Source organism: Enterococcus sp. AAFC-DPL-5182, assembly GCF_058216605.1.
On the sequence record NZ_CM177101.1, the window covers coordinates 1,451,980 to 1,476,832 of the forward strand.

Consider the following 24,853-nt stretch of genomic DNA (forward strand, 5'->3'; position numbering starts at 1 on the left):
TAAAAAAATGCCTATTCTTTTAAAAGGCGGAATCGTGGTATCCGCTCATGGTCGCCGTCAAGTAGATGTGAGAATCGATGGCGAAAAAATTGTTGAGGTAAGCACAAATTTAAAAGCAGAGGATTCTACCATTGAGGATGTTTCGGGTTGTTTTTTACTACCAGGATTTATCGACGCTCATACCCACTTAGAGTTAAATAATGGTAAGGGTTCTATGAGTACTGCAGATAATTTTTACACTGGCAGCAAAGCGGCCGTTGCTAAAGGAACGACTGCTGTGATTGATATGGCTACACCAAGTAAAGGCAGTTCATTAAAAGACTGCCTAGCTACTTGGAATCAGCTTGCTTCTGGAAATAGTTCTTGTGATTATACGTATCATATGTCGATCATTGAGTGGAATCCTAGTATAAAAAAAGAAATCAAAGAAATGATCGATGATGGAATTACCTCGTTTAAGATGTATATGGCTTATGACAATTTAAGAACAACAGATGCTGAAATTTTTGAGGCAATGAGAGAAATTCGAAAGTACCAAGGTATGTTGGGGATTCATTGTGAAAATGGAGATCTAGTGAATGAGATGATTGCAAAATTTGTAGCAGAAGGAAAACTGTCACCACATTATCATCCTTTGACTAGACCCGATTCAGTCGAAGCGGAAGCAGTGGAACGCTACTTAATGATTGCAAAATTAGCTGATTTGCCGGTTAACATTGTTCATCTAAGCACAAAGAGAGCATTAGAAGCTGTAAAAAGAGCGAGAAGTCGCAAACAAAAGGTCTATGTAGAAACCTGTCCCCAATATTTAGTGTTAGATGATCATTTATACGATGGACCTGATTTTGAAGGAGCTAAATATGTTTGTTCCCCCCCCTTACGCAGTATAAATGATCAACATGCGCTATGGGATGGAATAATGGACGGTCAGGTCAATACGATTTCAACGGATCATTGTAGTTTTAATTTTGAAGGGCAAAAAACAACTGGTAAAGATGATTTCAGTAAAATCCCAAATGGCATGCCAGGGGTGGAGACTCGTCCGGAATTGATTTATACCTATGGTGTGACAACTGGAAAAATCAGTTTGGAGCGCATGGTGGCCTTACTTTCAGAAGATATTGCCAAGCAGTTTTCTTTGTATCCGCAAAAAGGCATTATCCAAGCAGGCAGTGATGCAGATATCGTGATTTGGGATCCAAAAAAAACGGGTGTCATTTCAGCTGCAACCCAACTACAAAATGTGGATTATACACCATATGATGGCATGCAAACGAGAGGACAAGCAAAATCAGTTTATCTAAGAGGGCAGAAAGTCGCTGAATCAGGTCGAGTTATCTTAGAAAAACAAGGGAAGTTTGTATTTAGTGAGATTACACCCATTGACTAATAGAATCAATCAACTTGAGTTGATTTAAATAAATATACGGAGGGGAAAATTTTTTGGAAAAAATAAAATGGACGGCAAATGAAATGCCTAAAACAAATGATCAGTATTTAACACTGATGTCAAAGGAAGCAATTGAAAAAGCCTTAGCTTTTCATCGTAGTTTCCCGCAATACAATCAGACACCATTAGCTGAATTAAAAAATATGGCTGAGTTTTTAGGTTTAAAAGACTTTTTTGTTAAAGATGAATCGTATCGTTTTGGTTTAAATGCATTTAAAGTACTTGGCGGCTCATTTGCTATGGCAAATTATATTGCAGAAAAACTCGGAAAAGATGTTGCAGATTTAACATATGATATTTTAACTTCTGAGAAACTTAGAGATGAATTTGGGCAAGCAACATTTTTCACAGCTACCGATGGCAATCATGGACGGGGAGTTGCTTGGGCAGCGAATAAGTTGGGACAAAAATCAGTTGTTTTAATGCCGAAAGGTTCAACGCAAACCCGAAAAGAAAATATCGAAAAAGAGGGCGCAAAAGTTACCATTGAAGAAGTCAATTATGATGAATGTGTTCGAATGGCAAACAAAATGGCTGAAGAAACTGAAAACGGTGTCATGGTTCAGGATACGGCTTGGGATGGCTATGAGAAAATCCCGACATGGATCATGCAAGGTTATGGAACGATGGCATTAGAAGCATCAAAACAATTGAAAGAAGCAGGCAAAGAACGCCCTACACATGTTTTTGTTCAAGCGGGTGTCGGCAGTTTAGCTGGAGCTGTCGTTGGTTATTTTGCCAATCTTTATCCAGATAATCCACCGAAAATGATTGTAGTTGAAGCGCAAGCGGCAGATTGCTTGTATAAATCAGCAATCGAAAAAGATGGTGAGATTCGTTTTGTAGAAGGGGATTTACAAACGATCATGGCGGGTCTTGCATGTGGTGAACCAAATACGATTTCATTTGATATTTTAGAAAATCATACGTCAGTTTTTGTTTCGGCACCAGATTGGGTTTCAGAAAAAGGAATGAGAATGCTTGGTGCGCCATTAAAAGGCGATCCTCAGGTCGTGTCAGGGGAATCGGGAGCTGTTGCGATGGGACTTGTTGCGACAGCAATGCAAGATCCTGAATATCAAGAGTTACGTGAGACGTTGGAACTAGATGAAAATTCAACTGTTTTAATGTTTTCAACAGAAGGGGACACAGATCCAGATAACTATAAAAAAATCTTATGGAGGTAATATAAATGGATTTCAAAGCAATTAACAAAGCAGCAGAAGGATATAGAGAGGATATGATCAAGTTCTTACGTGATTTAGTCAAAATCCCAGGAGAAAGTGCTGAAGAAGGCGCAAAAATGGATCGTGCTAAAGCTGAAATGACTAAATTAGGTTTTGACAAAATCGAAGTAGATCCGCAAGGGAATTTACTTGGATATATGGGGACTGGAAAAAAATTGATCGCCTTTGATGGTCATATGGATACAGTTGGTATCGGAGAAATGAGCAACTGGGAATTTGATCCATATGATGGGTATGAAACAGATACAGAAATTGGCGGGCGCGGTACTTCTGACCAAGAAGGTGGAATCGTTTCAGCAATTTATGGTGCTAAAATCATGAAAGATTTAGGATTACTGAATGAAAAATATACAGCTTTAGTAACAGTTACTGTTCAAGAAGAAGATTGTGATGGACTGTGCTGGCAATATATTATTCAAGAAGATAAGATTCGTCCGGAGTTTGTAGTGTCAACGGAACCAACAGATGGCGGTATTTACCGTGGTCAGCGTGGTCGGATGGAAATCAAGGTAGAGGTCAAAGGTGTTTCTTGCCACGGCTCTGCGCCAGAACGTGGAGATAATGCTATTTATAAAATGGCCGATATCTTACAAGATGTCCGTGCGTTAAATAATAATGGTGATACTGAAAGTACTGTTATTAGAGGGTTAGTTCGAATGCTTGATGAAAAATACAATCCAGAATGGAAAGAGGCTCGTTTCTTAGGTAAAGGTACTGTGACAGCCTCACAAATCTTCCATTCATCTCCAAGTCGTTGTGCAGTAGCAGATGGTTGTACTGTTTCATTAGACCGTCGAATGACTGCTGGAGAAACTTGGGAAAGCTGTCTAGATGAAATTCGTAATTTACCTGCAGTTAAAAAATATGGAGAAGATGTAGTTGTATCAATGTATGACTATGATCGTCCATCATATACAGGGTTAACGTATCCAATCGAATGTTACTTCCCAACATGGGTGATTCCAGAAGAACATGGTGTAACAAAAGCATTGATGGAAACACACAGAAATCTTTATGGAGAAGAACGTGAAGGATCAAAAGAAACAATCGATATGCGTAAAGCACGTCCACTATTAGACAAATGGACATTCTCAACAAATGGCGTATCGATCATGGGACGTAATGGAATTCCTTGTATTGGTTTTGGACCAGGAGCAGAAGCCCAAGCTCACGCACCAAACGAAAAAACGTGGAAAGATGATTTAGTACGTTGTGCCGCTGTCTACGCGGCATTACCGACTGTTTATTGTGAAAACAACTAAACAGTGCAATAGAGTATTCAGCTAAATAAAATAAGGGAAAAACGAACCGATATTCTAATGAGTAAAGGGCGTTAGAATATCGGCTATCGTATTATTCATATAGAGGAGAAATGACATGGAAACTTTTAATGATTATATTGCAAAATTGGACAAATTAGAATTTGATAAAATGTATGAAAACGACTTTTTCTTAACATGGGAAAAAACTCGTGACGAATTAGAAGCAGTCTTTACTGTAGCAGATACATTACGTTATTTAAGAGAAAATAACATTTCAACTAAAATTTTTGATAGTGGTTTAGGAATATCTTTATTCCGTGATAACTCAACGAGAACTCGTTTTAGTTTTGCTTCTGCTTGTAACCTATTGGGATTAGAAGTTCAAGATTTAGATGAGGGAAAAAGCCAAATATCACATGGGGAAACTGTTCGTGAAACAGCGAACATGATCTCATTTATGGCAGATATTATCGGGATTCGTGATGACATGTACATCGGTAAAGGAAATACGTACATGCGTGAAGTATCAGAATCTGTGCAAGAAGGACATAAAGATGGTGTATTAGAACAACGTCCAACTTTAGTCAATTTACAATGTGATATCGATCATCCAACGCAATCAATGGCAGATGCTCTACATTTGATCCATGAATTTGGCGGTGTTGAAAACTTAAAAGGGAAAAAAGTAGCGATGACGTGGGCTTATTCACCATCTTATGGTAAGCCGTTGTCAGTTCCTCAAGGAATTGTTGGATTAATGACGCGCCTTGGGATGGATGTTGTTTTAGCACATCCAGAAGGCTATGAAATCATGCCGGAAGTGGAAGAAGTTGCCAAGAAAAATGCAGCGGAAGCTGGTGGTTCATTCACTAAAACGAATAGTATGGCAGAAGCCTTCAAAGATGCTGATGTTGTTTATCCTAAGAGTTGGGCACCTTTTGCCGCAATGGAAAAACGGACGCAATTATACGGTGAAGGTGATCAAGCTGGAATCGATAAATTAGAAAAAGAGCTGTTAGCTCAAAATACAAACCATAAAGATTGGGAATGTACAGAAGAATTAATGAAGACAACAAAAGATGGTAAAGCTTTGTACATGCATTGCTTACCTGCTGATATTACAGGCGTAAGCTGTAAAGAAGGGGAAGTTGAAGCATCTGTCTTTGACCGTTACCGTGTGGAGCTTTATAAAGAAGCAAGCTACAAACCGTACATTATTGCGGCAATGATTTTCTTAAGCAAAGTGAAAAGCCCGCAAGCAACATTAAAAGATCTTGAAAAGAAAGCAACCCCAAGAGAAGTGAAGTAAGGTTATATTGAACTAGGCATGAAGTGAGATGCTTTCTCAAGTGATGATGATAGCCATATGAAAATTAGTTAATTCTCTTTTTAAAAACTAGAAATAATAAGACCTTTCCAAGTCCATATCTAAAAACTATCCGTTAAGAAGGAAGCTAACTTAAAAAGAATCTGCTGTCCACAGATTCTGATACTTCATGCAGAGGTTCGCTTTTACTTAACAGTCATCAACGTGATTTATTGAGGGAGAAAGTATCTTGCTTTTAAAATAAAAAGATTGATACCAATAAATATAAAATTGAAAATGAGGTGAATAGCTGCATGGTAAAACGAGTAGTAGTTGCTCTTGGAGGAAACGCTCTAGGTGATAATTTAACAGAACAAATGACTGCGGTCAAAGAAACATCCAAAGCTATTGCGGATTTGATTGAAGCAGGATATGAAGTTATCTTGTCGCATGGAAATGGTCCTCAAGTTGGGATGATTCAACTAGCAATGGAAGAATTGTCATTAAGTGATCCGAATAAGTATCCGACGATTCCACTGTCTGTTTGTGTGGCGATGAGTCAAAGTTACATCGGCTATGATCTACAAAATGCTCTACGTGAAGAATTATTGAGTCGTAACGTAAAACAACCAGTTGGAACAGTGATCACGCAAGTAGCTGTTGATCCTAAAGATCCAGCATTTGCTCATCCAGCGAAACCGATCGGCCGTTTTATGTCGAAAGAAGAAGCAGACGAACTTGTAAAGGAAAAACAAGTAACCGTCGTTGAAGATTCTGGTCGTGGGTATCGTCAAGTCGTGGCATCTCCAAAACCTAAAGAAATTATCGAAATTCAAACAATTACATCCCTGATCGATTCAGGTCAGACCGTGATTGCTTGCGGTGGAGGAGGGATTCCAGTAGTCAAAGAAGCCAATCATTTAAGTGGAATCGCTGCAGTGATCGATAAAGATTTCTGTAGTGAACTATTAGCTGAAATGGTGGATGCAGATTTACTGATCATTTTGACGGCAGTGGAGAAAGTCTGTGTCGATTTTGGAAAGCCGACCCAAAAAGAATTAAGCCAAGTGTCAACAAGTGAAATGAAAAAACATGCAGCAGACGGACAATTTGCGCCAGGTTCAATGTTGCCGAAAGTCGAAGCAGCGATCCAATTTGCTGAGTCAAAACCAGGACGCAAGACCTTGATCACATTACTAGAAAAAGCCAAAGATGGAATCGTGGGCAAAACGGGAACGATCATTGAACAATAAAAACGCACGAATTAGTGAAGAATAGGAGTGAAGTCGATGACAAACAAAATGGTCAATTCACCAAGTGCACCAGCTGCTGTTGGACCGTATTCTCATTCAGTTTTAGCTGGTCAAACGCAGTATATCTCTGGTCAATTGGGTTTAGATCCAGTTAGTGGAGAGATGAAAGAAACAGTGGAACAACAAGCAGAGCAAGCCTTGATCAATTTAGGGGCGATTTTAGATGAAACAGATATGACATATGACAATGTTGTCAAAACAACAGTATTTTTAAAACACATGTCAGATTTTGCTAAAATCAACGACATTTATGGAAAATACTTCTCAAAAAACCTCCCTGCACGTTCTTGTGTAGAAGTAGCAGAATTACCGAAGAGTGGACTTTTTGAAGTAGAAGCGATCGCAGTCAAATCGTAATTTTTGAACAATTCCTGATCAAAGAAAAGGGTTGCGGATTTTAAGACTCGGATAAGTGCAGTCCTTTTTAAAATAAAAAGTGAAGAAGGAAACTTGCCTATGAGTGAAAGACAAGAAAAAGCATTGTTTGATTACGATGCTAAGTTATCGATCAAAGAAGCTGTTCCAATGGGCTTACAGCATGTCGTAGCAGCAGTAGTTGGAATCGTCACACCAGGAATCATGATTGCGAAGGTTTGTAATCTAAGTTCAGGAGACACGACGATCATGATTCAAACATCATTGATTTTTTCAGCGGTGGCAACCTTCATTCAGCTATTCCCTATTTTTGGAAAAGTTGGATCGAGGTTACCAGTGATGATGGGTGCAAGTTTTGCTTATGTACCGATCTTAATGGCAATCGGAGGCGATTTTGGAATCGGGGCAATTTTTGGTGCTCAGTTAGTTGGCAGTATTTTAGTTATTTTAGTCGGTTTGTCGATAAAAAAAATTCGGATATTGTTTCCACCGCTTGTGACAGGTACCGTTATTTTGAGTATTGGTTTATCTCTTTTTCCTGTTGCAATCAAGTATATGGCTGGAGGCGCTGGGAGCCCCGATTTTGGGTCAGCCAAAAATTGGTTGGTGGCATTACTGACATTTGCTGTAGTGTTTTACTTTAACTATTTTTCAAAAGGCTTTCTTAAATTATCATCTATTTTAAACGGAATGATCATTGGTTATATCCTGTCTTTAGCGTTAGGTATGGTCAATTTCACGCCTGTCAAAGAAGCATCATTTTTTCAAGTGATCACGCCACTTTATTTTGGCTTAGATTTTCAAATCGTTCCGATTTTGACATTAGTTGTGATGTTCATTGTGGACGCAGTTCAAGCAATCGGACAGTTTACTGCAACGACTGTTGGCGCAATGGATCGGGAACCGACAGATAAGGAACTTTCTGGTGGTATTATGGGGAGCGGTTTCTCAAACTTTATTGGCAGCTTTTTTGGGTCAGTTCCCGTTGCAACTTTTGGTCAAAATGTAGGATTGGTGACCGTAACGAGAGTGATCAATAAATATGTCATGGTTTTTGCTTCAGTTATTTTGTTAGTAGCAGGTTTTGTCCCAAAAGTTGCGTCGATCTTGACGACGATTCCTTATGCAGTAATAGGCGGTGCAACAATTTCTGTTTTTGCATCGATCTCAATGACTGGCGTTCGGATGATTTCATCTCAAGAATTGACACCAAGAAATACTGGAGTTGTAGGAATCTCTTTGGCGTTTGGAATTGGCGTTACGTTATCAGTTGGCTGCTTAAGTGGATTTCCACCTTGGGTAACAACTATTTTTGGGAATTCAGAAGTGATTTTAACCACCATCGTTGCAGTTATCTTAAATGTTTTACTTAAAGAGGAAAAACAAGTAGCAATCGAGTAAAAACAAAGGTTGTCTCCTTAAAAAAGATGCAAAAGATAAATAAAAAATTGATTTGTCTTTTGCATTGTTTTTATGAAGAAGGAAAGAAAATTATCAGCACAGGAAAGGAAACTGCTTGATTTTTTAGGTATATTTTTTTAATTGTCGTTATCTTTTTAAAGTATAACGAAAGGAGGTTTTGAGATGAAGGATCAAGAGTCATTTAATTATACGCTTAATTTGAAATTACGGACGAATCGAATTTTTTTTGGCCCTGGTGTGGTTGAACTACTCCAACGGATTACCCAGACTGGTTCATTGAATACAGCAGCAAAGCAAATGAGAATGTCTTATAACAAAGCTTGGCGGATGATCAAAAAAGCCGAAGAGGAGCTAGGTTATCCGCTAATCGATAAAAGTATAGGTGGCAGTAATGGAGGAGGTTCGACGGTTACGATTCAAGGTAAACAGTTGACCGAAAAATTTCTGCTTTTTCAAAAAAAAACGTATCAAATCACCAATCAATATTTTGCGGAGATATTCGGTGATGAAATAAAATCAGAATCAGTTGAGTTGGAGGAAAGAACATGAAGGAGCTTTTTCTGCGGTTAAATAAAGCAATCATACAAAAAGAAGAAACAGTTTTAGTCACGATTACTGCAAGTTCAGGTTCAACACCAAGAAGAGCCGGAGCTCGAATGTTAGTTGGAACGTCTGGACGTTTAGTTGGTACGGTTGGCGGTGGTGCAATCGAGTTTCGTGCAGAAAAAATAGCGAAAGAAGTCTTGAGAGATAAGGTATCTAAAGCTGAAAAATTTATTTTAGCACCGAATGATAGTGCAGATCTTGGCATGATTTGTGGTGGGAATGTCACATTGTTTTTTCACTATCTTTCTTACCGTGACCCAGCTGTTTCTAGGGTTTGTACGGAAATTATAAGACATTTCGAATCTAATCAGCAATGCTGGTTGATTACTGGAATAAATGCTGAAGGAGCGAATGATTTTGGTTTGTATAGTTCGAACATTGGAATTATTGGAAATGTGACAGCTGAATTTGATAGTGAAACATTCAAACTAGGGTTATCAGAAATAAAAGTCGATAAGCACATTTATTTGATTGAGTCATTACTCCAAGCAGGCAAGGTATTTGTATTTGGTGCAGGTCATGTCGCACAAGCGGTGGTTCCAATCTTAAAAACATTAGCATTTTACTGTGTTATTTTAGATGATCGCGAACAATTGGTAACCGAAACATTTTTTCCAGATGCTGATCAGAGAATGGTGATCGATATGGAGAATATTGAACAGTCGATTCAACTGACAGAAGCTGACTATGCAATTGTGATGACACGCGGGCATCAATTTGATTTTCTGCTGACAAAGCAATTGTTGGCAACCAAAGCGCATTATATTGGAGTGATGGGCAGTAAGCAGAAAATTGCTATTCAAATCAGACGACTAAAGGAAAGCGGTTTTTCGATGGAAGAGATTGAACGGATCAATATGCCGATTGGATTGAAAATCAAAGCAGAAACTCCAGCCGAACTGGCAATCAGTGTTGCGGGAGAATTAATTGAAAAAAGAGCAGAAACTGCAAGGAAAAGTCCGTCAAAATAGGAGTGAGCTCATTGAGAGACAAAAAATAATTATGAATTATTTTATCGTGTTGAACCAAGCAAAAAAATTCAAGCTATATTAACTAATGCATGATAAAAATAGCTAGTTTAAGGGTCTATACTACGTTTGGAAACAGGCTCAATCCAGTCGGTAACTAGAACTGTATTAGTCCGTTTTCATTAAAATGAAACAAAAAAACTTTTTTTGCTAAAAAATAATTTTTAGTCCGAAGTTTTATGGTATAATCATAGTGATTAAAAGCTATACTTATAACAGAAATTGAGGTGTAAAGAGAAATGTATTCATTAGTAGTAAATGGTAAAACGGAGACCTGCGAGACAAATAAGAAGTTGATGGACTATCTTCGGGAAGATTTAAAGTTGACTGGTACAAAAGATGGCTGTAACCAAGGTTCCTGCGGCGCTTGTTCTGTGTTGATAAATGGAAGGGTTTCCAAAGCATGTTTATTTAACTTAGAAAAGCTAGAAGGAAAGGAAATTGTCACGATTGAAGGGCTTGAACAACGTCAAAAAGATGTTTATGCCTATGCCTTTGCTAAAACTGGTGCGGTTCAATGTGGGTACTGTATTCCTGGGATCGTTATCTCAGCGCAAGGCTTACTGAATAAAAAAGCAGAACCTAGTGATGAAGAGATAAGAAAAGCGATTCGTGGAAATATCTGTCGTTGTACAGGTTATGTAAAGATTGTGGAAGCAATTCAGTTAGCGGCTAAGCTGTTTCGTGAAGAATTGAGCATTCCAGAGGAATACTCAAACGGAAAATTAGGTGAGGACTTCAAAAGAGTTGACGCAGTTGAAAAAACGTTGGGAACAGGATTGTATGTTGACGATATCATAGTTGAAGGAATGTTGCATGCTTCTGCAGTCCGAAGTGAATATCCGCGAGCAAAAATTCTGAATATTGATTCGGCTAAGGCTTTACAGCACCCGGATTGTGAGGCTGTTTTAACGGCGAAAGATGTTCCCGGAAATAATAAAATCGGTCATTTAGAGTTTATTTCTGATTGGGATGTTATGATACCAGAAGGTGAGATCACTCGTTATGTTGGGGATGCGGTAGCTTTAGTTGTTTCAAAAAAGAAAGAATCATTGGAAGAAATCAAAGAATTAGTAGAAGTTGCGTACGAAGAAATGCCCCCTATAACTACTTACGAGGAAGCCTTGGCGGAAAATGCTCCATTGATCCATGAAAAAGGGAATATTTTATCTCATGAACATCTTGTTCGTGGAAATGCTGATGAACAGTTGGCGCAATCAAAGTATGTAGTGACACAACATTATTCTGTACCGATCAATGAGCATGCCTTTATGGAACCAGAATGTGCCATTGCAATGCCAGAAGGGGAATCTGGTATTTTACTTTATAGTGCTGGGCAAAGTATTTATGATGAACAACGAGAAGTTGCTCGTATGTTAGGCGTTGAAAAAGATCAGATCCATGTCCAGTCCAAATTAGTTGGGGGTGGTTTTGGTGGAAAAGAAGATATGAGTGTGCAGCATCATGCATCTTTAGCTGCTTGGTGTTTGAAAAAACCAGTTAAAGTTCTTCTTAGTCGTCAAGAAAGTTTGATGGTTCATCCTAAACGGCATGGTATGGAGATGGACTTTACTACAGGATGTGATGCCAAGGGAAATCTGACTGCTATGAAAGCTGTGATCTATGCTGATACAGGTGCGTATGCTTCGTTAGGCGGGCCAGTTCTTCAGCGTGCGTGTACTCATGCAGCCGGTCCGTATAAATATCAGAATATTGATGTAGAAGGATTTGCTGTTTACACGAACAATCCTCCTGCTGGAGCCTTTAGAGGGTTCGGTGTTTGTCAAACAGCCTTTGCAATTGAAAGTAATCTTAATCTGTTAGCAGAAAAAGTTGGAATTTCTCAATGGGCTATCCGATATATGAATGCTGTTGAACCAGGTGATTCTTTGCCGAATGGTCAGTTGGTTTCAAAAAATGCTGCATTAAAAGAAACATTATTGGCTGTTAAGGAAGCATATGAAACGGCCGAAGTTGCAGGTATCTCCTGTTTCTTCAAAAATAGTGGAATCGGAGTTGGTTTGTCTGACATTGGTCGTTGTATTGTTTCAGTAGAAGAGGGCAAAGTCCATGTAAGAACCAGTGCAGCTTGTATTGGTCAAGGGATGGCGACCGTCACGACCCAAATTGCATGTGAAACTTTAGACCTGCCGCCGGAAATGATCATCGCAGAAGCGCCAGATACACACAGAACGCCAGATTCTGGTACGACAACTGCTTCCCGTCAGTCTTTATTTACTGGTGAAGCAACGAGAAGAGCTGCGATGCAGTTGCGTTATGAACTTGATATGGGGCGTGCATTATCAGATTTAGAAGGACAAGAATTTTATGGAGAATATTCAGCTAAGACTGATCCATTGATCAACGATAAAAAAAGTCCCGTCAGTCATGCAGGTTACGGATATGCATCTGAGGTGGCGATATTGGATGAAAAAGGCAAAGTCGAAAAATTTGTTGCTGCATATGATATGGGACAGGTCGTTAATCCAAAAGCTGCGCAAGGGCAAATCGAAGGTGGTATCGTGATGGGAATGGGGTACGCACTAACAGAAAAATTTGTTATGGAAGATGGGTATGTTAAAGCAAAATATGCTACCCTGGGTCTACTAAATGCGGCTCAAGTACCACCAATCGAAACAATATTAGTTCAAGCAAAAAATATTCATGATGGGTTAGCATACGGGATCAAAGGTGTAGGAGAATTAGCAACGATTCCGACGGCACCAGCTTTAGCAGGTGCTTATTATGCACTGGACGGAAAGTTAAGACCAACATTACCGATGGAAGATACTTTTTATCAAAAGAAGAAAAAATAAATAAATGATTTCTGTGATGTGCTTAAAAAGCGATACACAAAAGGCGCAAAAACGCATCCGATAATTCGACTTGGGTGTGTTTTTTGTTTTCTATGATCAAATAAAGCTAAAGGAGCGTTACGAATGCTGAAAGTCAGTGCGATTATCATGGCTTCAGGTTCTTCTTTAAGGATGGGGCGTAATAAATTATTTCTTGATTATCATGGGGAAACTTTTTTACAACGTATAGTAAACCTTTCAAATGAAGTGGCTTTTTATGAACGAATCTTAGTTATTTCTCCTGAAAATTTACAAGGGTTACGGTTTTCCAATGATTTAAAAGTTGTTCAAAATCTTGAAGCTAAAAGCGGTCAGAGCGCAAGTGTCCGTCTAGGTACACAAGCAGCATCTGGGGAAGGGTATCTTTATCTTCCAATCGATCAACCATTATTAGATCAAAAATTACTAGAATCACTTTTTTTGATGTATTCAAAAGAAACAATTGTGTTCCCAGTCGATCAAAAGGAAAACCCATCTAGCCCAATTTTTTTTGGTGAAAAATTTCGTTCAGAGTTACTTGAGGTAAAAGGAAAATCGGGAGGACGTGTTGTCCGAAACAATCATCCAGAAGCATGGCGTAAGATCAAAGTGAATACGCCAAGCCGTTTGATAGATATCGATACACCAGAAGAATACCAAAGATTAATCGATCAAGACCAATTTGGGAGTAAGAGAGGAAAGAAAAATGGAGCAGCCAGTTTATCTGAATCATGCCGCTACATCAAACCATAAATTTGAAGAAACGATCAAAGAACTATGTCAATACTTGGCGACAAATAATAATTTAAGTAACAATCGTAGTTTTCAAAACATTGGTGAGCTTGAATTGATATTTAACACACGTCAGGCTTTAGCAAATTTTTTTCATGCACCTGATCCAGGACATATAATTTTCACAGCGAATGCAACGACTTCGCTGAATATAGTTTTAAACGGTATATTAAAATCAGGAGATCATGTATTGACAACTTCAGTTGAGCATAATGCAGTGGCTCGTCCTTTATATTTGCTAGAAACGAAACAGCATATTTCAGTAACGCATTTAACCTGTGATCAAAATGGTCAGCTTGATCCTAAGCAAATTGAATCGCTGATCCGCCCGGAAACAAAAATTATGGTAATGACACATGCATCAAACGTATTAAGCACGATTTTACCTGTGAAAGAATGTTTTAAACTCGCAAAAGCGCATGGAATCATCACAATTTTAGACAGTGCGCAAACGGCAGGATTCTTACCAATCGATATGGAAGAAATGTTGATCGATGTTTTAGTATTTACTGGACACAAAAGTTTGATGGGGCTTTCTGGGATCGGCGGATTTGCTTTAGCACAAGATTTGGAAACATTGATCGATCCATGGATGAGCGGTGGAACTGGAAGTGCATCACTATCTTTGGCACAACCTAAATTTTTACCTGATAAATTTGAACCAGGCACCTTAAATACCTTGGGAATTTTAAGCCTTAAAAGTTCACTTGGAAAAATTGTAGAACTTGGATTAGACAAAATAGCAGCTCACGAACGAGCATTGACAGCACGATTTTTAACCGGTTTGGATTCATTGCCTGTTACTATTTTAGGAAGTGTAGATCCAATGCAAAAGGTGCCTGTTGTTTCGATTACAGCACCACATATCGATGCTGGTGACCTTTCTCAAAGGCTGTTTGAACAGCATCAAGTTATAACTCGATCAGGCTTACATTGTTCTCCGCTTGCACATCAAACAGCAGGCACGATAAATAGCGGTGCTGTCCGCTTTAGTTTTGGTTGGAACACGACCAAAGACGAAATTGATTATGCACTAGAAGCGTTAAAACAAATTTTATTGAAACCATAAAGGAGAAACGCGATGGATTTTTTATCACAATGTACATCTGGTGGATGTGGGGCGAAAATCGGACCACATGAGTTAAGTGGATTTTTGAGAAATCTACCTAAATCTACAGATGAAAATCTTTTAGTAGATTTTAATGCGTCTGACGATGCGGCAGTGTACCAACTATCTGACACTTTAGCACTGATTTCAACGGTAGATTTTTTCTCTCCTATGGTGGAAGATCCGCGTACTTTTGGTAGAATCGCTGCAGCGAATGCGATGAGTGATGTTTATGCAATGGGAGGCAACGTACTGTATGCATTGAATTTAGTTTGTTTTCCAGAAAAAATGGAGAAGCAAAAGCTTTCAGAAATACTGATCGGTGGGGCAGAAAAAATTCAAGAAGCTCAGGCTTCTCTGGCAGGTGGACATTCGATTTATGATCATGAACCTAAATATGGATTGGCGGTGACCGGACAAGTTGATCCACAAAAAATCATTCATAATAATACACCAAAAATAGGAGATGTTTTGATTCTTACTAAGGCATTAGGTGTGGGTCTAATTCAGTCTGCAGCAAGAGGTGGTCTAGCTTCAAAAATTGCGGAAGCAGCAGCAATTCACTCTATGGAACGATTAAATAAGTATGCTGCTGAAAAAATGCGGGATTTTCCTGTTCATGCTTGTACGGATGTGACAGGGTTTGGCTTATTGGTCCATGCGCTTGAGATGGCTGGAGATACTGTTACGCTTGTCATTGATACGGAACAATTACCGCTCTTGCCAGAAGCATATCACTATGCAGAAGAATTTTTGGCTACAGCTGCTGGACAAAGAAATCGTCAATTTGCAGAGCAAAATATTGATTTGAGCTTCATTTCTCCTGCTTTTCAAGAAATCTTATTTGATCCGCAAACCTCAGGTGGATTATTGCTGAGTGTTGGACCAGAAAAAGCTGTAGAATGTCTTGCAGCTATTCAAAAAGATGATCCGGTTGCTGCAATTATTGGTGAAGTTTGCGAAAAAGAGTTTGATCGATCGATTGTCATTTTATGAGAAAGAAGGAACATCAATGAGTAAAATCAATGCAATAGGTAAACCATGTCCAATTCCAGTGATCGAAGCAAAAAAAGCGGTCCGAGAAATAAAAAACTCTGGAGGAATAGTAGAGATAGCAGTCGATAACGAAGTATCCGTTGAGAACCTGCGGAAAATGGCATCTGGACTGGGATTAAAAGCAACAAGTCAAAAATTAAATAGTGATGAATATACTGTTGAAATTGTTGTACCTAAAAATCAAGAGCAAATCGATTCCACAGCGCAAAATAGTGAGTTAGTCATTGCTTTCGGCAGAAAAACGATGGGGGATGGCGATCCAGATTTAGGAGCAATGTTATTAAAAAGTTATATTTATTCTTTGACAGAGTTAGATACACCACCTGAACATCTTTTGTTTTTTAATAGCGGTGCGTTTTTGACGAATCAAGCCTCGAATGCTTTAAAAGATTTACACATTTTATTAGAGAGAGGCACACAGATAAGTACTTGTGGTGCGTGTTTAGATTTTTATCAAATGAAAGAAAGTTTAGCGATTGGTGAAATCACAAATATGTATGGAATCGCACAGGTGATGGCACAAGCAAAAAAAGTGATCAATTTCTAAAAACGAGGTGAGAAAATGGACTATCTCTTAACGTTTCAAAATACCCACTATGCCATTCATAGTGAGAAAATATTAAGTGAAAAAAAGATTTCAGTAGCCGTTATGGCACTGCCAACAAGTCTAGGTGATTTTTGTGGGATTTGTTTAAGGGTGGCGATTCAAGATTTCTTAGCTGGGCAAAGGTATTTAAACGAAGCAAAGATACCAATCGAAGCAATGTTTAAAATTGAAGAGAATAACAGTGGAAAGAGGTATATACCATGGAGGCCTTGATAGACTGTTTCAATCTTCAGGGGCACCAGGTGGTCTCATTGATCGGCAGCGGTGGTAAGACAAGCTTGATGTGGTATCTTGCGGATCATTACCGTAAACAAAATGTTTTGGTCAGTACGACAACTAAAATTGGCTATCCTGTGAATCGACCCTATGATTTTTTCTATAGTGAAAATTTTTCAAAACTTGGCAAAGATGGTAAAGGTATCACATTAGCTGGAAATCATACATCTGGTGGCTATAAATTAAGTGCACTGCCAGCGACTGTTTTTCAAGAATCACTCCACTATTTTGACAAGGTTTTTTTAGAAGCTGATGGGTCTAAACAGTTACCATTAAAAGGGTGGGAAACGTTTGAGCCTGTTATTTTAGCGGAAACGACGATAACGATTGGCTTGATTCCGATTTCTGTTTTAGGAAAATGTATCAATCAAAAAACTGTTCATCGTCTACCTCTTTTTTTACGGGCGACAGGGGCTATTCAAGGAGCGCAAATCAAAGAAGAAACCCTCGCTGAAATCATTGCTAGCCCCACCGGTTTATGGTCAAAAAGCCAAGGACAACGAATCTTGTGTATTAACCAAGTAGAAACCGAAGAGCAATTGATTCAAGCCAAAAAAGTGTTATCCTTACTACCACACATGTTATTGAAACGTTTAAGTAAAGTAATTGCGTGTAATATTCAGTCAGGGGAAGGAAGCGTCTTATGGGAAAAGTAAAACGACCGATTGCTGAAACGATTGTGGCAGTTCGTGGTGGCGGCGATTTAGCTACTGGAGTGATCCAAAAATTAGTTCACGCAGGATTTAAAGTGGTTATTTTTGAAACGGCTAAACCATTAGCCATTCGTCGAACTGTAGCATTATGTACAGCCATTTTCCAAGGAGAGCACCAAGTAGAAGATCTTAACGCAACCTTGGTTTCTACGCTACCAGAATGTCACGAAGTTTGGAGTAACCAACAGATCCCGATCATGATCGACGAACAAGCTGAATTAGTAACAGAACTGAAACCAACTATTTTGGTAGATGCCATATTAGCTAAAAAAAATATAGGGACGAATAAAAATATGGCACCAATTACAATTGCATTAGGACCGGGATTTTGTGCACCAGAAGATGTCAATGTTGTGATTGAAACAATGAGAGGACATCAGTTAGGCAGATTGTATTTCCAAGGTGAAGCTATGCCTAATACCGGCATTCCAGGAGAAATTGGTGGAAAAAGTTCTGAACGTGTCATTCATTCTCCCGCATCAGGAAAAGTCAAACATGTAAAAAAAATCGGAGACGTTGTAAAAAGAGGGGAAGTACTTTTCTATATTGATCAAGTTGCTGTACATTCTCCGTTGGATGGTGTTTTAAGAGGTTTGATTTCAGAGAAAGTATACTGTCAAAAAGGATTGAAGTGTGGTGATGTGGATCCTCGTTCAATCGATCAAGTAGACTGTTATACAATTTCTGATAAAGCACGAGCATTAGGCGGCGCTGTTTTAGAAGCAGTTCTTTGGTTAGGTCGTGAAAAAGATTTATTCTAACTTAAAAAGCGAATCTAAAAATTATTTTTTTTACCTAAAAAATATTGTTTTGAAAGGTAGGTTTATGGTATAGTATAAATGAAAACGTCACACGATTTTGACCTAACAAAAAAAGAAAGCGTTTTATTTATTTTTGAACATGTGAAAAATGTAATTTGAATAAATTTTATTAAGAGGACACACACCTAATAGTTTTATAGCTATTAAGTATGAGAAGAATGGAAGGGGTTACAATCGAGCTTTTTGTACTTTAAAATATTTTGAAAAAAAGATGAGAGGATGAGTAAATATGGCACTAGTAAAAATTGTTTACGCAAGCATGACAGGAAACACTGAGGAGATTTCAGAAATTTTAGAAAGTACTATTCAAGAAGCTGGTTTTGATGTAGAGCGAGAAGAGTGTTCAGAAGTAGACGTTGATTTTTTTGATGATGCAGATGCATGTGTTATCGCCACTTACACTTATGGTGATGGAGAATTGCCATTTGAATTTGAGGACTTCTATGATGAATTGGAAGAAAAAGATTTAGCAGGAAAAATTTTTGGTGTAGTTGGATCAGGTGATCGCGAATATGGCGATTTATTCTGCAAATCAGCGCATGACTTTGTTGCTTCTTTGGAAAAATCAGGTGCTAAAAAGGTTGCCGAAACGGTTGAAATCGAAAACAATGCAGAGGAAGAAGACATTGAGGCATTGAAAAAATTTGTTCAAGAATTAACAGCTGATTTGTAATTAAAAGCTAAAGTCATATGAAAGAAGGAAAAAATGAATGAAACCATTCATTACGGTGATCATATGTATAAGATAGTTAAAAATGAGCAGCTTTCTAAAAATGAATATGATTTTTGGATTGAAGCACCTCGGATCGCAACGAAAGCGCAGCCGGGACAGTTTGTCATTTTACGAATCAATGAGATTGGCGAACGAATCCCACTAACCATTGCGGATGCTGATCCCTCTAGCGGTTTGATTCGTCTGATCTTTCAAGTGATTGGCAAAACAACTGCTGAACTTTCCAGCCTTTGTGCAAATGATTCGATTTTAGATTTAACAGGACCACTTGGTACGCCGACAGAAATAAAGAATTACGGTACAGTGATGATCGTTGGCGGTGGCGTCGGTATCGCAGCGATCTTCCCCATTATCAAAGGCTTGAAACAAGCTGGTAATCGGGTCATCACAATTCTTGGAGCTAAAACATCTGAACTAGTGATCCTACAAAAAGAATGTCAGCAGTACTCGGATGAACTGATCATTACAACAGATGATGGAAGTCTTGGGATGAAAGGGCTCGTAACAGAGGCTATGGAACAAGTCATAGCAAAAGAGTCTATAGACTGCAGTTGGGCGATCGGTCCTAGTATGATGATGAAATTTTGCACAATGACTGCGGAAAATCATAAATTACCGATCTATGTTTCGCTAAATCCGATCATGATCGATGGGACAGGCATGTGCGGCGGTTGTCGTGTGACGATAGATGGCAGTATCAAATTTGCTTGTGTTGATGGTCCTGAATTTAAAGGAACACAAGTCAATTGGGACGAGTTTATCAGTCGAATGAAGCAATACACAGATGAAGAAGAAGCAAGCTTAACAGATTATCAAAAAGCGCAGGTGATCCATCATGGCTAGAAGAAGTAGAACTAAAACAGCTATTGCAGAACAAGATCCCGCTATTCGCAAAGCAAATTTTGCCGAAGTTTGTTTAGGCTATACGATTGAAGAAGGACAAACGGAAGCGATTCGCTGTCTTCAATGTAAAGATGCACCTTGTATTACAAGTTGTCCTGTAATGATCGACATTCCTGGATTTATATTAGCGATAAAAGAAGGGGACATGCAAAAAGCAGCAGACGTTTTAGGGAAATATACAAATCTGCCGGCAATTTGCGGAAGAGTGTGCCCGCAGGAAAAGCAATGTGAACAAGTTTGTAAACTAGGGATGGCCAAAAATTTTGAACCTGTTGCAATCGGGAAACTAGAACGCTTAGTTGCCGATTGGGCTTTAGAAAATCAAGATTTCTCTAAACTTATCCCAAAAAATCAAGCCAAAATCGGTAAAATTGCTGTCATCGGGTCTGGCCCATCTGGATTGACCGTTGCTGGCGATTTAGCAAAATTAAACTACGAAGTTATCGTTTATGAAGCACTTCATGATCCTGGTGGTGTTTTAACTTATGGTATTCCAGAATTTCGATTGCCCAAGAGAATCGTAAAAAAAGAAATTGAAAGTATTGAAGCATTAGGTGTGACAATCGAAACCAATGTTGTAGTAGGCAAGACAATTACAATGGATGAGATAATGGATGAGTTTGATGCTTGCTATATTTCTGTAGGAGCAGGGGCGCCCAATTTCATGGGAATCCCAGGAGCAGCACTAAACGGTGTGTATTCATCTAGTGAATATTTGACACGAATCAATTTGATGCATAGTTATGAATTTCCAAAATACGATACACCGATCAAAGCTTCAAAGAACGTTGTTGTAATCGGTGGAGGTAATGTAGCAATGGATGCAGCACGATCAGCTAAACGATTGGGAGCAGATCATGTAAGCATCGTTTATCGTAGATCAGTAGAAGAATTACCAGCACGTATTGAGGAATACCATCATTCTATTGAAGAAGATATTCATTATTACTGGTTATCAAATCCAATCGAATATCTAAATAATGGTAATGGTGATTTAAGCGGTGTTAAGTGTATCAAAATGCTGCTTGATGAGCCTGATGAATCAGAGCGCAGACGTCCTGTACCAATCAAGAATAGTGAATTTATTATCGAAGCTGACACAGTGATCGAAGCAATCGGTCAAGGGTCCAATAAAGTGTTGTTATCCACTTTCCCAGAACTTAAATTAACAAAATGGGGTTACATTGAGGCGGATCCAAAAACGGGAGCAACATCGATTCCCGGCATCTATGCCGGCGGAGATATCGTTACAGGTGCAGCAACAGTGATTTTGGCTATGGGTGCCGGAAAAGTTGCCGCTGTAGAAATCGACAAGTACGTACGAGAAAAAAGAATACGCCCGTAACAACAAAAGTCTGAGGAAAGATAAAAGGTGAGAAAAATGAAAACAACAAAGACAATGGATGGAAATACAGCTGCAGCATATATATCCTATGCGTTTACAGAGGTAGCTGCGATCTATCCAATCACACCCAGTTCTACAATGGCGGAATTAGTAGATGAGTGGGCTGAAAATGGATTAAAAAATATCTATGGGCAAAAGGTTCAAGTCATTGAAATGCAATCAGAGGCGGGAGCTGCTGGTGTTGTTCATGGTTCATTAAAAACAGGTGCATTAACAACTACATATACTGCTTCACAAGGTTTGTTGTTGATGATTCCAAATATGTATAAGATAGCAGGAGAGCTACTGCCCGCAGTGTTTCATGTAGCAGCTAGAGCAATCACAACAAGTGCATTAAGTATCTTTGGCGACCATGGAGATGTTATGGCTACTCGTCAAACGGGTTTTTGTATGCTAGCTGAATCAAGTGTGCAAGAGGTTATGGATCTTTCGGCTGTGGCACACTTAGCCAGTATTGAAGGCAGTTTACCATTCGTTAACTTTTTTGATGGATTCAGAACAAGTCATGAACTGCAAAAAATTGAAGTGCTTGACTACACAGACTTAAAAGAAATGCTGGATCAAGATGCAGTAGAACGATTTAGAAACAGAGGAATGAACCCAAATCATCCAACAGTTTCAGGAACAGCTCAAAATCCAGATATTCATTTTCAACAAAGAGAAACGGTTAATGCCAATTATGAAGCAATGCCTACAATCGTTCAAAAATATATGAAACAAATCAATGAATTACGCGGTACTAATTATGATTTAACAGATTATTATGGAGTAGATGATGCAACAGAAGTCATCATTTCTATGGGATCAGCATCACCCGTTATTCAACAAACGGTGGATTATTTAAATCAGCAAGGACGCAAAGTCGGTCTAATCAATATTCATTTGTATCGTCCATTTCCAACTGAGAATCTACTAGAAAAATTACCAAAAACAGTTGAAAAAGTAGCTGTCTTAGATCGAACAAAAGAAGCAGGAGCTGATGGCGAACCATTGCTATTGGATGTGCAAAGTGCGTTATATCAACATGAAAATCGACCGATCGTGATTGGCGGACGTTACGGATTGGGGTCAAAAGATGTGACACCGAATCAGATCAAAGCAGTTTATGATCACCTATTGTTGCCTTTGAATGAATTAAAACAACGCTTTACGATCGGGATTGTGGACGATGTGACGTATCGTTCATTACCGCAAGGAGAACTCTTAGATTTAACTCCTAATTCAACGTTTCAAGCAAAATTTTGGGGATTTGGTTCAGATGGAACAGTTGGCGCAAACAAACAAGCGATTAAAATCATCGGTGACAATACTGATTTATATGCACAAGCCTACTTTAGCTATGACTCTAAAAAATCAGGCGGGTTGACTCTTTCTCATTTGCGTTTTGGTGAAGAACCGATCACGTCAACTTATTTAGTTGAACAAGCTGATTTTATTGCGTGCCATAATGCTTCATACATTCATAATTATGATTTATTAAAAGGATTGAAAGATGGCGGAACGTTCTTATTAAATACCATTTGGGACAAAGAAAAAGTCTATCGTTTACTTCCGACAAAATTAAAAAAATATATAGCGGAACACAACATTCAATTTTATATTATCAACGCGGTAGAGTTGGCTCGTGAAATTGGTTTGGGGCGTAGAATCAATACAGTGATGTCCACAGCATTCTTTGAAGTAACAAATATTATGACCAGAGATGAATATATGCCTTTATTAAAAGCCGAAGTCAAAAAAACATATGGTAAAAAATCAATGGAAATCGTTGAAAAGAACTTCCAAGCAATCGACAGAACGTTTGACTCTCTTCAAAAAATCGATGTCCCATCTGAATGGGCAACGATTGTTATTGAGCCTGAAACCAAAGACGAGTCATTGCCAAAATATGTTACAAATATTCTTCAACCAATCAATCGCCAAGAAGGTAATGAGTTGACTGTTAGAGATTTAATTGATAATGGTATGAAAACAGGAGAAATGCCGATGGGGACCGCGGCTTTTGAGAAGCGTGGGATTGCCTTAGAAGTTCCAGAGTGGCAAATGGATAAATGTACAATGTGTAACGAATGCGCTTTTGTCTGCCCTCATGCGGCAATTCGGCCGTTTTTAGCGAATGAAGAAGAAATGGAAGAAGCGCCTGCAGGGTTTGTAGCCAGAGAAATGCGGGGAGCAGATGGTTTGATGTATCGTATTCAAGTTTCTCTGGAAGATTGTACGGGTTGCGGTCTTTGTGTTCAAGCTTGTCCAGTTAAAGAAAAAGCTATTTTAATGAAACCTTACGAAGAACAAAAAGAACAAGCAATCAATTGGGCTTTTGCGATGACTTTACAGCAAAAAGAAAACCCAGTTAGAAAATTATCTGTAAAAGGTTCTCAATTCAACCAACCATTAATGGAATTTTCAGGTGCATGTGAAGGATGCGGAGAAACGCCTTACATCAAATTGTTAACACAGTTATTTGGTGACCGAATGATGATGGCAAATGCAACGGGTTGCTCGTCTATTTGGGGTGGCTCATCTCCTGTGACGCCATACACGACCAATGAATGCGGACAAGGACCTGCTTGGAGTAATTCACTATTTGAAGATAATGCTGAATATGGTTATGGAATGTATGTGGCCAATAGGACAAAACGTCAATATTTAGCGGATCAAGTAAAAGCAGCTATTGATAATAGGTTAGGATCGGATGATCTTCAAGCGTTAATGAAAGATTGGTTAGCACACTATTTAGAAGGTGAAGGTACGCAACAACGAGCAACTAAACTGGCTGCGGCCTTGAGTGGAGAATACCAGACAGATCCACTTTTAGAACAAATCTATAAACAAAGTGATTTACTTGTTAAAACAAGCCAATGGATCGTCGGTGGTGACGGTTGGGCATATGATATTGGCTTTAGCGGAATTGATCATGTATTGGCAAGTGGAGCCGATGTGAATATTTTTGTCATGGATAATGAGGTTTACGCGAATACTGGCGGACAAACATCTAAAGCAACTCCGGCAGCAGCTATCGCCAAATTCTCAGCAGGCGGAAAACAAACATCCAAAAAAGATTTAGGCATGATGGCGATGACATATGGTAACGTCTATGTGGCTCAAATTGCTTTAGGAGCTAATTCAATGCAAACCATTAAAGCAATCGATGAAGCGGAACGTTATCCTGGACCATCTTTGATCATTGGCTATACGCCTTGTATTAATCATGGGGTCAAAGGGGGAATGATCGAAACCTTGTCTTTAGCGAAAGAAGCAGTTGAATCTGGTTATTGGCAGTTGTATCGCTATAATCCACAACTTATTGAAAAAGGCAAAGATCCAATGATTATTGATTACAAAAAAGCTGATTTTTCTAAGATGCGTGATTTCCTTGAAAAACAAACGCGCTTCTCTGCGCTTCATACGATTAAAGACAACCAAGAAGTGGTCGAACATCTTTTAACAAAGACTAAAGATGATGCAGAAGATCGATCAGATAATTATGTTAAGTTAGTGAGTCAGATCAAAAAATAAATATTTAGCTAAAGAACTACGATGAAATAGTAGAGTAATTTCATCGTAGTTCTTTTTATGTAAAGTAAATGAAGGAATGT

Annotated in this window: 21 protein-coding genes; all 21 read left to right on the forward strand. The window is 38.7% G+C overall.

The features are described 5' to 3' along the window. Positions 1-7 precede the first annotated feature (7 nt). The 21 genes from hydA (at position 8) to nifJ (ending at position 24,773) form a co-directional block, all read left to right on the forward strand. A complete protein-coding gene (hydA, locus tag AC4BB7_RS06690; RefSeq protein ID WP_490484823.1) occupies positions 8-1,390 on the forward strand; it encodes a dihydropyrimidinase in 1,383 nt (460 codons plus the stop codon). Between the two features lie 53 nt (positions 1,391-1,443). After that, entirely contained in the window at positions 1,444-2,637 is a 1,194-nt protein-coding gene (dpaL, locus tag AC4BB7_RS06695) for a diaminopropionate ammonia-lyase (RefSeq protein ID WP_490484824.1), read from the forward strand. A gap of 5 nt (positions 2,638-2,642) precedes the next feature. Further along, positions 2,643-3,959, forward strand: a complete 1,317-nt coding sequence (locus AC4BB7_RS06700) for a YgeY family selenium metabolism-linked hydrolase (protein ID WP_086312556.1) — start codon at positions 2,643-2,645, stop codon at positions 3,957-3,959. Between the two features lie 115 nt (positions 3,960-4,074). Beyond that, positions 4,075-5,268: a knotted carbamoyltransferase YgeW gene (gene ygeW, locus AC4BB7_RS06705; RefSeq protein ID WP_490484825.1), complete on the forward strand. Its 1,194-nt coding sequence runs from the start codon at positions 4,075-4,077 to the stop codon at positions 5,266-5,268. 311 nt (positions 5,269-5,579) lie between these two features. Beyond that, on the forward strand, positions 5,580-6,518 hold the full coding sequence (gene arcC / locus AC4BB7_RS06710; RefSeq protein ID WP_490484826.1) for a carbamate kinase: 939 nt from the start codon (positions 5,580-5,582) through the stop codon (positions 6,516-6,518). Positions 6,519-6,554: 36 nt separating this feature from the next. Then, on the forward strand, positions 6,555-6,935 hold the full coding sequence (locus AC4BB7_RS06715; RefSeq protein ID WP_490484827.1) for a Rid family detoxifying hydrolase: 381 nt from the start codon (positions 6,555-6,557) through the stop codon (positions 6,933-6,935). 99 nt (positions 6,936-7,034) lie between these two features. Continuing rightward, a complete protein-coding gene (locus tag AC4BB7_RS06720) occupies positions 7,035-8,354 on the forward strand; it encodes a nucleobase:cation symporter-2 family protein (protein ID WP_086312564.1) in 1,320 nt (439 codons plus the stop codon). Between the two features lie 183 nt (positions 8,355-8,537). Continuing rightward, the gene (locus tag AC4BB7_RS06725) at positions 8,538-8,924 is read left to right on the forward strand and encodes a winged helix-turn-helix domain-containing protein (RefSeq protein WP_086312566.1); all 387 of its coding nucleotides are present in this window, start codon (positions 8,538-8,540) and stop codon (positions 8,922-8,924) included. Next, positions 8,921-9,952, forward strand: a complete 1,032-nt coding sequence (gene xdhC, locus AC4BB7_RS06730) for a xanthine dehydrogenase accessory protein XdhC (protein WP_490484828.1) — start codon at positions 8,921-8,923, stop codon at positions 9,950-9,952. Before AC4BB7_RS06725 ends, xdhC begins: the two co-directional genes overlap by 4 nt. A 296-nt stretch (positions 9,953-10,248) precedes the next feature. Beyond that, positions 10,249-12,825 (forward strand): selenium-dependent xanthine dehydrogenase, encoded by a 2,577-nt coding sequence (gene xdh / locus AC4BB7_RS06735; protein WP_490484829.1) that lies wholly within the window; start codon positions 10,249-10,251, stop codon positions 12,823-12,825. Positions 12,826-12,948: 123 nt separating this feature from the next. Continuing rightward, entirely contained in the window at positions 12,949-13,596 is a 648-nt protein-coding gene (locus AC4BB7_RS06740; protein ID WP_490484830.1) for an NTP transferase domain-containing protein, read from the forward strand. Next, a complete protein-coding gene (gene sclA / locus AC4BB7_RS06745; RefSeq protein ID WP_490484831.1) occupies positions 13,550-14,704 on the forward strand; it encodes a selenocysteine lyase SclA in 1,155 nt (384 codons plus the stop codon). Before AC4BB7_RS06740 ends, sclA begins: the two co-directional genes overlap by 47 nt. A gap of 12 nt (positions 14,705-14,716) precedes the next feature. Beyond that, positions 14,717-15,739 carry a selenide, water dikinase SelD gene (gene selD, locus AC4BB7_RS06750; protein WP_490484832.1) on the forward strand — a complete coding sequence of 341 codons (1,023 nt, stop codon included), beginning with the start codon at positions 14,717-14,719 and terminating at the stop codon, positions 15,737-15,739. A gap of 16 nt (positions 15,740-15,755) precedes the next feature. Further along, the gene (yedF, locus tag AC4BB7_RS06755) at positions 15,756-16,346 is read left to right on the forward strand and encodes a sulfurtransferase-like selenium metabolism protein YedF (protein ID WP_490484833.1); all 591 of its coding nucleotides are present in this window, start codon (positions 15,756-15,758) and stop codon (positions 16,344-16,346) included. A gap of 15 nt (positions 16,347-16,361) precedes the next feature. Further along, positions 16,362-16,619 carry a putative Se/S carrier protein gene (locus tag AC4BB7_RS06760; protein WP_490484834.1) on the forward strand — a complete coding sequence of 86 codons (258 nt, stop codon included), beginning with the start codon at positions 16,362-16,364 and terminating at the stop codon, positions 16,617-16,619. Beyond that, a complete protein-coding gene (gene yqeC / locus AC4BB7_RS06765; protein ID WP_490484835.1) occupies positions 16,607-17,338 on the forward strand; it encodes a selenium cofactor biosynthesis protein YqeC in 732 nt (243 codons plus the stop codon). The genes AC4BB7_RS06760 and yqeC overlap by 13 nt, the downstream gene beginning before the upstream one ends. After that, positions 17,326-18,156, forward strand: a complete 831-nt coding sequence (gene yqeB, locus AC4BB7_RS06770; protein ID WP_490484836.1) for a selenium-dependent molybdenum cofactor biosynthesis protein YqeB — start codon at positions 17,326-17,328, stop codon at positions 18,154-18,156. The genes yqeC and yqeB overlap by 13 nt, the downstream gene beginning before the upstream one ends. A 289-nt stretch (positions 18,157-18,445) precedes the next feature. Next, on the forward strand, positions 18,446-18,889 hold the full coding sequence (locus AC4BB7_RS06775; protein WP_086312584.1) for a flavodoxin: 444 nt from the start codon (positions 18,446-18,448) through the stop codon (positions 18,887-18,889). A gap of 63 nt (positions 18,890-18,952) precedes the next feature. Next, positions 18,953-19,792 carry a sulfide/dihydroorotate dehydrogenase-like FAD/NAD-binding protein gene (locus AC4BB7_RS06780; RefSeq protein WP_086314279.1) on the forward strand — a complete coding sequence of 280 codons (840 nt, stop codon included), beginning with the start codon at positions 18,953-18,955 and terminating at the stop codon, positions 19,790-19,792. Then, positions 19,785-21,197 carry an NADPH-dependent glutamate synthase gene (gene gltA, locus AC4BB7_RS06785; protein ID WP_490484837.1) on the forward strand — a complete coding sequence of 471 codons (1,413 nt, stop codon included), beginning with the start codon at positions 19,785-19,787 and terminating at the stop codon, positions 21,195-21,197. The genes AC4BB7_RS06780 and gltA overlap by 8 nt, the downstream gene beginning before the upstream one ends. A gap of 36 nt (positions 21,198-21,233) precedes the next feature. Beyond that, positions 21,234-24,773, forward strand: coding sequence for a pyruvate:ferredoxin (flavodoxin) oxidoreductase (gene nifJ / locus AC4BB7_RS06790; RefSeq protein ID WP_490484838.1), 3,540 nt, complete (start codon positions 21,234-21,236; stop codon positions 24,771-24,773). Positions 24,774-24,853 lie beyond the last annotated feature (80 nt).